The sequence below is a fragment of the Herbaspirillum sp. Her4 genome, from assembly GCF_057961335.1.
Window position 1 is genome coordinate 2,784,166 of sequence record NZ_CM176330.1, and the last position, 11,853, is coordinate 2,796,018.

General features: G+C 62.6%; 11 protein-coding genes. 3 read left to right on the forward strand and 8 right to left on the reverse strand.

Annotated elements, in window-relative coordinates:
* Positions 1-15: 15 nt before the first annotated feature.
* Positions 16-339: an antibiotic biosynthesis monooxygenase family protein gene (locus ACWFUC_RS12560; RefSeq protein WP_489625044.1), complete on the forward strand. Its 324-nt coding sequence runs from the start codon at positions 16-18 to the stop codon at positions 337-339.
* A gap of 3 nt (positions 340-342) precedes the next feature.
* Here the strand turns inward: ACWFUC_RS12560 and ACWFUC_RS12565 are convergent, their stop codons facing one another.
* From ACWFUC_RS12565 to ACWFUC_RS12600, 8 genes are all read right to left on the reverse strand, one after another.
* A complete protein-coding gene (locus ACWFUC_RS12565) occupies positions 343-1,155 on the reverse strand; it encodes an alpha/beta fold hydrolase (protein ID WP_489625045.1) in 813 nt (270 codons plus the stop codon).
* A gap of 127 nt (positions 1,156-1,282) precedes the next feature.
* Positions 1,283-1,843 (reverse strand): nuclear transport factor 2 family protein, encoded by a 561-nt coding sequence (locus ACWFUC_RS12570; protein ID WP_134134823.1) that lies wholly within the window; start codon positions 1,841-1,843, stop codon positions 1,283-1,285.
* Between the two features lie 114 nt (positions 1,844-1,957).
* Entirely contained in the window at positions 1,958-2,728 is a 771-nt protein-coding gene (locus ACWFUC_RS12575) for an ABC transporter permease (protein WP_489625046.1), read from the reverse strand.
* Between the two features lie 44 nt (positions 2,729-2,772).
* On the reverse strand, positions 2,773-3,570 hold the full coding sequence (locus tag ACWFUC_RS12580; RefSeq protein ID WP_259434550.1) for an ABC transporter ATP-binding protein: 798 nt from the start codon (positions 3,568-3,570) through the stop codon (positions 2,773-2,775).
* Between the two features lie 3 nt (positions 3,571-3,573).
* A complete protein-coding gene (locus ACWFUC_RS12585) occupies positions 3,574-4,533 on the reverse strand; it encodes an ABC transporter substrate-binding protein (RefSeq protein WP_489625047.1) in 960 nt (319 codons plus the stop codon).
* Positions 4,534-4,671: 138 nt separating this feature from the next.
* A complete protein-coding gene (locus tag ACWFUC_RS12590; protein WP_489625048.1) occupies positions 4,672-5,859 on the reverse strand; it encodes an acyl-CoA dehydrogenase family protein in 1,188 nt (395 codons plus the stop codon).
* A gap of 500 nt (positions 5,860-6,359) precedes the next feature.
* Positions 6,360-6,914: an MchS3 family protein gene (gene mchS3, locus ACWFUC_RS12595; RefSeq protein ID WP_489625049.1), complete on the reverse strand. Its 555-nt coding sequence runs from the start codon at positions 6,912-6,914 to the stop codon at positions 6,360-6,362.
* Between the two features lie 75 nt (positions 6,915-6,989).
* On the reverse strand, positions 6,990-9,110 hold the full coding sequence (locus tag ACWFUC_RS12600) for a TonB-dependent siderophore receptor (protein WP_489625050.1): 2,121 nt from the start codon (positions 9,108-9,110) through the stop codon (positions 6,990-6,992).
* A gap of 394 nt (positions 9,111-9,504) precedes the next feature.
* Here ACWFUC_RS12600 and ACWFUC_RS12605 point away from each other — a divergent pair, with 394 nt between their 5' ends.
* Both ACWFUC_RS12605 and ACWFUC_RS12610 read left to right on the forward strand, forming a co-directional pair.
* The gene (locus tag ACWFUC_RS12605; RefSeq protein ID WP_489625051.1) at positions 9,505-10,632 is read left to right on the forward strand and encodes a LacI family DNA-binding transcriptional regulator; all 1,128 of its coding nucleotides are present in this window, start codon (positions 9,505-9,507) and stop codon (positions 10,630-10,632) included.
* Positions 10,633-10,935: 303 nt separating this feature from the next.
* On the forward strand, positions 10,936-11,739 hold the full coding sequence (locus ACWFUC_RS12610) for a transporter substrate-binding domain-containing protein (RefSeq protein ID WP_121038551.1): 804 nt from the start codon (positions 10,936-10,938) through the stop codon (positions 11,737-11,739).
* Positions 11,740-11,853 lie beyond the last annotated feature (114 nt).

The following is an 11,853-nucleotide window of genomic DNA, read 5'->3' on the forward strand; positions in this document are numbered from 1 at the left end:
TACTGGAGTCACATCATGAGCATCGCCGTTACCGGAGACGTTCCCTACTACGCCGTCATCTTCACTTCCCTGCGCACGGAGGGCGATCACGGCTATGGCGAGATGGCCGAGGCCATGGTGGAGGCGGCGGCGCGCCAGCCCGGTTTCCTCGGGCTGGAGTCGGCGCGTGAAGAGGTGGGCATCACCGTGTCTTACTGGGCGAGTCTGGAGGCCATCGCCGCGTGGAAACGCGACCTCGATCATCAGCTGGCCCAGCGTCTGGGACGCCAGCAGTGGTACGAGGCCTACAAGACGCGGATCTGCAAGGTGGAGCGGGATTACGCCTTCACCCGCGATTGAAACTCAGCAACTGCGCTGCAGGAAATCCATCACCGCTTCAGCAAAGGGGCCTGGCATCTGGTCCGGCATCGGGACCATGCCGTCGTCCAGCGTCTGCCACTGGCTGCCTGCAATGGCCTGAGCGATACGTTCGCTGTAGGGCGCAGCGTGTGGATCACGCCCTGCCCGCAACACCAGCGTGGGTGCGCGTACCAGGCCGATGCGATCTTCCATGGGGTAGTTGCGGACCACGATATGGCCATGCGAGGCCATCGGTCCGGCCTTGAGGGCATCCACCATGAAGCGCGTCAGCAGGTCGGTATCACCTTCCGGATAGAAGGGCTGGCGGCGCTGCCACAGTTCCTGCAGGTGCGCGCCATCGGTGCGGACCTCCACATCGTCCACCGTACGCTTGCCCGCGTGCGCGCTGCGCCGTGCTGCGTCGTTGTAGGGACAGGAAGACAGCACCAGCGCCGCCACCCGCTCGGGTGCCGAGGCGGCGATTTCCATGGCCGTGACTGCGCCGGTATGGTGGCCGACCACGGCGGCCTTGCGGATGCCCAAGCTGTCCATCACTTCCAGCGCCAGGCTGGCCCAGCGCTCGATGCTGTGCTCCGCAGGTGGCGGCTTGCAGGAATCGCCAAAGCCCAGTGTATCGATGGCGATGGGGCGGTAGCGCTGCGCCAGCAGGGGCAGCACATCGCGGAATTCGTCCCAGGAACGCGGGGTCTGGTGCAGCAGCAGTACGGGCAAACCTTCGCCCATGCTGGCCACGTGCAGGGGACCGGCGCTGGTGGGGATGAACTGGCGCACGAGGGCGGGAAGGGCAGGGGACATGGGAATGGCTCTCCGGCACGGTGAAGAGGCCGCAGCCTCTTCCCCGTCATCTCATCAACAACGAACAGCAGCGTGAAACGCAAAACGATATAAATGATTTGTATCGTTTGAAGAATGCAGCGCTTCGTTACTTCATCAGCACCGAATAGGTCGGCACATTGTTGGCCCAGCCTGAAGCCAGCGGCGCCACAAACACGTTTTCGGTACGGGTGCGTGCGATCTTCCACACGCCATCGACCTTCTTGAACAGGTTGTTGAGCCGGCTGGAGCGCAGCAGCGATGAGCCATCGCCGAAGATCCACGGCTGGCAGTGCACCCACTGGCCATCGGCGTGCGTGCAGTCGGCATTGACGTGGATCTGTTCCGAGGTCAGGTAGTGCACGTTCAGGAGCAGTTCCGGATCCTTCTTCTGGCCCCAGAAGGCCTGGAAGTGCTTGCGGATCGCTTCCTTGCCGACGGCCTGGCCGAACTGGCCCTCGTAGTAGGAGCCGACGCCTTCCCAGATGGCGTCTTCGGCATAGAGCTCGAGGATCTTCTCGATGCGTTCGGCGTCATCGGCCACCGGCTCGGGGCAGGGCGTGTCGCACAGGAACATGTAGCGTGCCTGGATGCGGCGGATGTCGGCCTCGGCTTCGAGGATGTCGAGGCGGCGTTTGAGTTGCTGGATTTCCTGGGTGAAGTCGGTCATGGTGCGTGGTCTCTCGTGATCTTGATCTTGTATGGATGGGAAAAGCCAACCCTGCATACAAGCGCAGGGTTGGCAGCGGCGATCAGTGCATCGCCGCCAGGAGGGGCTTGGGGCTTACAGGTAGCGCGCCAGCAGCTTGCGGGTGGCGATGCGCAGTACGCGGTCGAACAGGTAGCCCAGCAGGCCCAGCGCGATGATGCCCACGAACACCCACTCGGTCCGGCTGAAGTTGCGCGCCGTCCAGATCAGGGCACCGAGGCCTTCGCGGGCCGAGACGATTTCCGCCGAGACCACCGTCAGGAAGGAATTGCCCATCGCGATGCGGGCACCGGTGACCATGAAGGGCACGGTCGAGGGCAGGATCACGGTGGTCAGGATCTTCCATTGCCCGGCACCCAGCGAGGCCGCCGCACGCAGGCGCAGCGGGTTCACCGCCTGCACGCCGGCGATGGTGTTGAGCGTGACGATGAAGACCGTGGTGTAGAAGATCAGCGCGATCTTCGACAGTTCGCCCGGGCCAAGCCAGATCACGGCGAGGGTGACGAAGGCGATTGGTGGAATGAAGCGGAAGAACTCGATGTAGGGATCGAGCAATTGCCGCACCAGGTCAAAGCGGCCCATGAAGATGCCCAGCGGCACGCCGATGGCCACGCCCGCACCCCAGCCGGCCAGGATGCGTCCGGACGAGGCCAGTACCGATTGCTGCAGGGTGCCGTCACTGATCAGTTCCAGTGCGGCCGCCCAGGTCATCGAGACCGAGGGCAGGAACAGTGGCGAGGTGGTCATCGAGACCAGTTGCCACAACACCAGGCCGCCGACGATGGCGACCACCGAGATCAGGAAAGGACGGGCTGCTTTCAGGCGACGACCCAGGCTGGATGGCATGGCCGACTCTTGAGCCGTCGGGGAGGCTGTCTGTGTGAGCTGGGTCATTGTATGGATTCCTCTTCAATCAAACCTTGTGCGCGCAGCACGCGCGTGACTTCTGCACCGATGTCGTCGCGGATGCGGGCATACAGTGCCATGCAGGCCGGGTCGGCCGGATCGCGCGGATGCGGCAGGTCGACTTCTTCGATGGTCTTGATGTGGGCACGCGGACCTGCCGTCATGGTGACCACGCGGTCGGCCAGGAGGATGGCTTCCCAGATGTCGTGGGTGACGAAGACGATGGTACAGCCGGTGCTTTTCCAGATGCGGTCCAGCTCGCTTTGCAGCACCTCGCGGGTCTGCGCATCGAGGGCGCCGAAGGGCTCGTCCATCAGCACCACCGAGGGTTCATTGACCAGCACCCGGGCAATCTGCGCACGCTGGCGCATGCCGCCGGAGAGCTCGGCCGGGAACTTGTCGATGGCGTGTTTCAGGCCCACCAGCGAGACATAGCGCTCGGCAGCCGAACGGCGTTCGGCTGCCGGGATGCCGCGCAGCTTGAGACCGTACTCGACGTTCTCGCGCACCGACAGCCACGGGAACAGTGCCTCGGAGGACTGGAACACGACGCCGCGATCCAGCCCCGGCCCCTTGACGCGCTTGCCGGCCACGCTGATCTCGCCGGCCACCTCCTGGAAGCCCGCAATCGCATTGAGCAGGGTGGACTTGCCGCAGCCGGACGGGCCCAGCAGGCAGATGAATTCTCCTGCGCGGATATCGAGGTCGATGCCCGCCATGATCTCGTTCTTGCCGATGGTCAGGCCGACGCGCTTGATGGAAACTGAAGATCCATGTCCCATGGCTTACCCCTTGTAAAAACCGCGCTGCAGGATCTTGCTCATGTCCACCGGCGCCTTGATGGCCTGTTTCGACAGCAGGAATTCACCGATGGCATTGGCGGTCTTGAGATCGGTGTCGGTGAAGTCGCGCACGATCGGTTCCATGTCCTTGAGCGAATTGAGCGTCTGCGGCACCGGGATGCGGGTGATGGCCTGCACCGATTGCGCCGCGCGCGGCGGATCCTTGCGGGTGATCTCGGAGGCTTCGGCCAGGGCCTTGAGGATGTTGCCGGCCACTTCCTTGTTGGCGGCCAGCCAGTTGGCATTGGCCGAGAGCCACAGGGTGCTGGTGTAGCCGACGTCGCCGGCGGTCATGAGGATGTGGCCGCCTTGTTGCACGCCCAGCGTGGGCCACGGTTCCCAGACGAAGTAGGCATCGATGTCGCCGCGCGCCAGCAGGGCCGGCAGTTCCGGCGGACCGGAGCGCACCATCTCGACCTTGGCGGGATCGATGTTGAGGGTCTTGAGGGTCAGGCCGGTGACGTATTCCGAGACCGAGCCGGCGACGATGCCGAACTTCTTGATCTTGTCGGCCGAGGTGATGGCCTTGCGGGCCACCAGCTTGACGTAGGTCTTGGATTGATAGGTCACGGCCAGCGGGCGCAGCTCGGCGCGCGAGAGGCGCACGATGTGCGTGGGTTCGCCGGCACAGCCCAGTTGCACCTGGTTGGCCACCAGCGCGTTGAGCGCTTCGCCGCCGTCGGTGTAGGACTGCACGGTGACGTTGGGGGCGCCGTGTTTGGCAAAGAGTTTTTCGTTGGCGGCCACAAAGAAGGCCGTGAAGACGGGATCAGCGCCGACGCCGATGATGACGGGTGCGCCCTGGGCCAGGGCTGGCAGGGCAGGCGCAGCGCCTGCGGCGAGCATGGAGGCGGCGCCGAGCAGCAGCTTGCGGCGTTGTGGCGAAACGGTGGAGTGGGTCACGGGCTGGGTCCTCTTTGTAAAGTTGGTGAAACGCCAGTGGAGATGGCAGGCACGGCAGTAACAAAGGCAAAACACGGGGAGCGCTTGCGCCTGCAGCGCAGGCATGAGCGCAGGCAATTTTTCAGGAGGGGAGGCGCATCAGCGCTTGATTCCCAGCTTTGCAAAAAGCGCGCCAGCGCTTTCGTAATTCAACTCCGACAGCGCCGCGTGCTGCGTGACCACCATCGCATCGCGCACGATGCGCTGCAGGCGATGGGTGCGCTGGATGGCGGCCATGCCCGCGGCCTGGTAGGCGTCGTTGACGACTTCCATCGAGACCCGTGCGGCATAGGTGGCCGAGAGCTTGAGCATCATGTCGATCTCTTCGGTGACGGGATTGCCCGCCACGATTTGCTCCCAGGCTTGTTCGCAGGCGTCGTAGAAGAACATGCGGGCACTGCGCCACTTGGCTTCGGAGACGCCGAGCTTGATCTTGTAGTACGCGCGGTCGGCCAGGCGCGGCGCGCCCGGCATGATCTTGGCGCCGCCGGCCATGTCGGTGACGATGTCCAGCGCGGCGCGGGCCAGGCCGATGTTGACGGCAGCGTGCACTTCGGCCTGGTAGGCCAGGGCCGGATAGCGATACAGCGGCTCGTCGATGAGGCCGGCCGCGCCCCGGGCACAGGTCCATTCATGGGCCACGAACTTGTCCTTGAGAAGGGTATCGTGGCTGCCGGTCCCTTGCATGCCGACCACGTTCCAGTTGTCGATGATCTCGATGTCAGAAGCCGGCATCACGGCCATGAGCGCGGGCTTGGGTGTGCCGTCGTCGGCGCCGCTGCTGTCCTTGATGCCCACGCCGATCCAGTCTGCGCCCTTGCAGCCACTGGCGAAGTGCCAGCGTCCGGTGATTTCCCATCCGCCGGGGACGGCCTTGGCTTCCTGCAGCGGATAGAGGCCGCCGGCATAGACCTGGTCGGGGCCGCTTGCGTAGATCTTGCGCTGCGTTTCGATGGGCAGGGCGGCGAGATAGGTATTGGCCGAACCGAAGGCGGCCACCCAGCCGGCCGAGCCATCGGCCTTGGAGATGCGTTCGACCATGGCCAGGAAGGGCGCCGGGGCCAGGGCTTCGCCGCCGAACTTGCGCGGTGTGCCGCTGCGGAAGATGCCGGCCTTCTTCATGGTGGCCACGAGGTCGCGCGGCACGTGGCCGAGCTGGTCGAACTCGTCGCGGCGTGCGGTCACTTCCGCAATGAGCGTATCCATTTCGGGAGAGTCCGCATGCGGTGGGGCAGCGGTGACGATTTTTTTCTGGACGGGATAAACATCGAGCGTGATCGAATTCATGGCACACCACTTTGGTTGAAAGGAGGTAGCTGAGTGTCGTCCTGGGTCAAATCAGGGTCAAATTCTATTTAGGAATTGGCCGAATGAATATTAGTAATAATGATTAGGCTGCTCCGGGATGGCACGCAGGCTTGTGCATGGTGCACCCGCATGATGCGCGAAACCCGCACGGGGAGGGCGTTTGGCGCGATCCTGCACCAAACGCGAGAGCGTGGATGCCCTGCTTGGAGACGTATTTGCAGTATTGATGCGGCTAATCGGCGGTGCGGATTTGCCTGCAGTGGAAGGGACTGACTACCATGGGGGCCGAGATTGAAAGGAAACACTGTTCAGTTTCGTCACAGGCTCCTTCTGGCCTTCATTTCGGGCGGACTTCTTCGGGAGTCCGCCACTTTTCTTTTGCTTTTTCTCTTCTTCTTTCCCTGCAGTCCTTGCGGTGAGGGGATGTCTTCTTTTTTTTCTATTGCGTGTTGATTCAATGTGCCGGTGCGGCGTAACGCCTAACGCCAATGCGCATCGGCACAGCCGTGCTGCGCGATGGTCTGCAATTGATCTTGTATGGATTCGCGCTGGAGGATGTCTGTACGCAGGACAGAGACATGACCGCCTTCCTTGCGCAGTCCGTTCGTGAGTTGCACAAATTGCGCCGCGTTCAGCTTGCGCAGGGCACAGGCCGCGTAGAGTCGCGCTTCTTTGGTGGCGGAGCCGTCGTCGATCAGTCGTGTGAAGAGTTCCAGCGCGGCCGGGGATTGCAGCAAGCGGCGATAGCGTTGTTCGCTGTCGCTGATGTGGCCGATGAACCCGACCTGGCCGAGGGCGAAGGTGGGTGTCTGGCGCAGGAGGGTGAGGTCATCCGCTGCGCTCTCCGTGGCATGGATGTAGGGAGGTGCAAGCATCAGCAATCCGGACATCATCAGTGATCGTGACAGCTGCAAGCATCTCTTCGGTTTCATGAGGGTTTCTCCGGGCCAGGGTGGAAGGGAATCGGCATGATGCCTCAACAAGCAGGCCGTGATGTGCTCTTTGCTGTCCATGCGGTGAATGAAGCGGCGCATGTCGAATCATTTGGATAAAAAAATCGGCCGCATGAAAGCGGCCGATCTTGAATCACGAGAAGGCGGGGCAGGAAATCAGTAACGATAGCCCAGCGTCAGCAAGATGGTCCGGTCATCCCCCAACGCCACCGCCCGCGCCAGACCGCCCGCGTAGTAGTGCGTATTGAAGATGTTCTTGACGTTGAGCGCAGCGCGCCAGCGTTCGGCGTTGTAGGCCACGCCGGTATCGGCCAGCACGTAGCCGGGCAGGGTATAGCCATTGGTGCGCATCATGCTCTGGCCGTGCACGCCGCCGTTCCACTCCCATCCGGCCAACTGGCCCTTGAAGCGATAGCGGGCGCTGGTGGTGAAGTTGTGGCGCGGGACGTTGTCCAGCCACTGGCCCACGGTGGTGCTGCGCTGGCCGCCGTCGTCGGTCACGATGGCCGCCGTATAGGAGTAGCCCGCGTTGAGGCTCAGGCCATTGCGCAGGTCGGAGGTCACGCTGATCTCGCCGCCTTGCGAACGTTGCTCGCCCACGGCGATTTTGGAAGTGGTGTGGTCGGGGTCTGTCACCAGTACGTTGCGACGACGCAGATCGAAGACGGCAAAGTTGATGCTGGTGCGTCCGTCGTCGAGGTCGACCTTGACGCCGGTTTCCCACTGCTTGCCGGTCTCTGGTTTAAAGGTGTCGCCCGCAAAGTTGGTGCCGCTGTTAGGGTAGAACGAGGTCGCGTAGCTCAGGTAGGGGCGTACGCCGCGCCACAGTTCCACCATGATGGCCGACGAGGCAGTGGTGGCGCTGGAAGCGTTGTCCGAGTGCACGCCGGTGATGCTGCTGGTGGTATAGGTTGCCGCACGATCTTGGCGCACCCCGGCCAGCAACTGCCAGCGATCACCCAGGCTGATCTGGTCGCGGGCATAAAATCCGGTGTCGCGCACCGAGGTGTCGCTGAGCTTGGCATTGGCCGTTGTCAGCCTGGTTGGGCAGGTGATGCTGGCACCGTAGCTCGGGTTGTAGGCGTTGCTCAAATTGGCGACGCTACAGGTAATCGTCCGCTCTTGTTCGCGTGAATTCATGTAGTCGGTGCCGAGCGTCACTTCATGCTTACCCCATACGGTGGCGAAGCTGCGCTGGACATTGGTGTCCATGGTAAAAGTCTGGCCTTCATAGGTCTGATCCGTTGCCGTGCGGCTCAAGGTTCGGCCGGAAAGTCCAGAAACTGCCACCAGTTGCCCGCTCATCTCGAACTGCTGGTAACGCACGTTGTTGTTGAGCGTCCAGCCGTCATCGAAGCGGTGCGTCAGCGCATAGCCGATACGGGTTTCATTGGCCGCATACGGACGCGCGCCCGGTTCGCCGATGAACAGGCTGCGCGGCAGCGCGCCGTTGACGTTGCTGTTGATCGAGCCCGACAGCGGCAGCCCTTGCTGGCGCACGTAGTTGCGTTCCTGGTAGCTGGTCAGGATGGTGAAGTCGGTACGCGCACCCAGGTCCAGCGACAGCGAGGGCGCGATGTAGCGGTTCTTGAACCACACGTTGTCAGTGGCATCGTTCGAATTGGAAATGAGACCGTTGATGCGGAAAGCCTGCTTGCCGTTTTCCGACAGCGATTTGTTCATGTCCACGGTGGTCTGGTAGAAGTCGTGGCTGCCCACGGTGACGTCGACGTTGGCGAAGTCATTGCCTTGCGGACGCTTGCTGACCATGTTGACCAGCCCGCCCGGCAGCACCAGGCCATACAGCAGCGAGCCCGGTCCCTTGAGCACTTCCACCTGCTGCAGGCCGAACAGCTGCTCGGCCACACGCGAGCTGGCGGTGGTGCGCAGGCCATCCAGATACAGCGAATCGGAAGCGACCTGGCCTCGGATGATCAGGTCATCCCAGCCGCGCCGGCCATATTGCTGCGCGACCACGCCGGGCACGTTCTCCAGCGCATCGGCCAGAGAGACGGCCTGCTGGCTGTCCAGCATGGAGCGCGTGACCACCGACACCGATTGCGGGGTTTGCGACAGCGGTGTAGTCGATTTGTTGACTTGGCTTTGGGTGGCCTTGAACTTGGTGTCGTTGACGCCATCGGCGACCACATCGACGGTGGGCAATTGGGTTGATGCCGCACTGTTGTCCGTGCTGGCAGTCTGCGCCAGGACGGAAGAAGCGGGCAATACGGAAAAAGCGAGCAGGACGGCGAGAGCGCCGGGGGAGAGCGAGGGCATGAATCAGATAATAATGAGAATAATTGCTATTCATGATATCGCATTCTTGTGCTTGGCAACAAATATTTACTGATCGTTTGCATCTTGTCCCCTGGCGCGCGTACAGGGTGTTTGGCGCGTCGCATCAATCAGGAGCCGGGCTTCAGACCTTGAACGGCGGGAATGAAGCAATCGCCGGAAAGCCACCGTCTCATGCGCTGATCCATTCATATTGCCGTGCGAGAACGTGAGCGCGCCGTTCATGGCATCTGCTCAAATTTTTCATCTGAAATAAGTTTGACCCGCCCGGATCCCGCTGCTATCTTGGAACCGGTTCCAAAAGATTCATATAAATGAGCAGCCCGGAGCCTGTAGACAAATCACTCGACGCAGTTCAACGATTTGGCGGGCAATAGTGAGACAACACACCAAGACCGGCACCGACCGGGTCACCATCGCGCAGGTTGCGCGGGAGGCCGGGGTGTCCAAGACCAGCGTATCGCGTTACCTGGGCGGCGAATTCGACGCGCTCTCGGCACCGCTGCGCGACCAGATCGGCAAGACCATCGCGCGCCTGGGCTATCAGCCCAGCCAGATGGCGCGCGGGCTCAAGGGTGGCCGCACACGGCTCATCGGCATGCTGGTGGCGGACATCCTCAATCCCTATTCGGTGGCCGTGCTGCATGGTGCGGAAGCGGCCTGCCAGAAGCATGGCTACACGCTCATGCTGTGCAACACCGGCAATGACGAGGCGCGCGAGAAGCAGTCGCTGGCCGCCCTGCATTCCTACAGCGTGGAAGGCCTGCTGTTCAACACCCAGGGCCGCAACGTGACGCCGCTGCGCGAGCTGGGGCAGGCGGCCTTTCCGGTGGTGCTGCTGGACCGGCACGTGGAAGGCTGCGACTTCGACCTGGTCGGCCTCGATAACGTCAAGGCCGCGCAACTGGCCACGCATCACCTGCTGGCGCAGGGCTATACGGATATCGCACTGGTGGTGCAGCCGCTGTTCGGCGTGAGTTCGCGGCAGGGGCGGCAGGCGGGATTTTTGCAGGCGATGGCGCAACGTCCCGATTGCCATGGCGAGACGCTGGAAGTGGATGTGGACCAGCCCGGCCATGTGGCCACGGTCGTGCGCGAATATTTCCTGCGCCGGGCGGCCGCCGGCAGCACGGGGCGAGTGGCCCTGCTGGCCGGCAACGGCATGGTCTCGCTGCAGATCGCGCTGGCCTTGCAGAGCATGTCGCTGCGCTTTCCGGATGACGTGGGCCTGCTGTGTTTCGATGAACTGGCATGGTCACCGCTGGTGGGCAGCGGCATCAGCACCATCGAACAACCGACGTATGACATCGGCTTTACGGCCATCGAACGCTTGCTGGTCCGCATCCACGGCGAGCGCTCGGTGCGCATGGAGATGCTGCTGGATCCCCGCCTCATCTGCCGCGGTTCGACCGCCAGTGTGGACGGCCATCCGCAGCGTGCGCTGGTCAGCGGCATCGTGAGCAAGCTCCGGCCCGCGCCGATGGCGCAAACAAGCGGCAGTTAAACCCAGCGCTGGAACCGGTACCAAGTTGCAGGCTTTTGATCGTGGCACTGCGCACTACTGGTAAGACCTTGTAACAGGACTGCAGAGCTGTTCAGTAAAGATGGCGCCCGTATTTCAGCAGCACGCAACCGTATTACGGCCTTCCGGCCGCATCACAGACCTGCAAGCGGGAAGCACAAGCAGGCAGCAACAAAGAGGGGCAAGCGAGTCCCTGCGGCCGCGCACCAGCGGGCAGCGGGATTCGGTGCCTGTCGCACTCAACGGACTGCCGTCCACACGGCATTGATTGATCAGGAGACCAGGATGAGCATCAAGAACATTTTCAACGCAAAATTCGTCGCACTGACGCTGGCCGCTGCCTGCGCAGTGGCAACCGCCGCCAGCGCCAGCGCGCAGAGCATCGCCGAGCTGACCAAGAAAGGCAAGATCACCATCGGTGTGGTCAGCGGCACACCGCCCTTCGGTTCGGTCGATGCCAAGGGCGTGCCCATCGGTTATGACGTCGATGTGGCCAACCTGATCGGCAAGTATCTCGGCCTGCCGGTGGAGATCGTGCCGCTGGTGCCGCCGGCCCGTATCCCGGCGCTGGAATCGGGCAAGGTCGACATGCTGGCCGCCACCTTGGCGCCCACGCCTGAGCGTGCCAAGTCGGTGTTGTTCACGATTCCCTACAGCGGTTTCGAACTCTCCATCGTCGGCCCGGTGGGCAGCAACTTCAAGAAGCTCGATGACCTGGTCAAGAAGAAAGTGGGCGTCTCGCGCGGTTCCACCAACGACACCGCACTGACCCGCCTGGCGCCTCCGGGCACGGTACTGGTGCGTTTCGAGGATGACTCCACGGTGACCCAGGCGCTGCTGTCGAACCAGGTCGATGCCATCTCCATTCCCAATACCATGGCCAATGAAATCGTCAAGAGCCGTGGTCAGGGCAAGATCGAAGTCAAGTTCCCGTACTCGGTACAACCCAATTCGATGACCGTGCGCAAGGGCTCGTATGAGCTGCAGCAGTGGCTCAACAACTTCATCTACTACGTCAAGCTCAACGGCGAACTCGATGCCATCTCGCGCAAGTGGGCCGGCCCGCTGCCCAACCTGCCGGTGTTCTGATTCCGTCCTGCGGAATCTGTCTTGCAGAAGCGGCTGCGCAGCCATGAACTGCGCAGCCTGAGAAGAACAGATCACGCGCCGTTCAGGGGATGAGCGGACGGCGCGGGTTTGTCG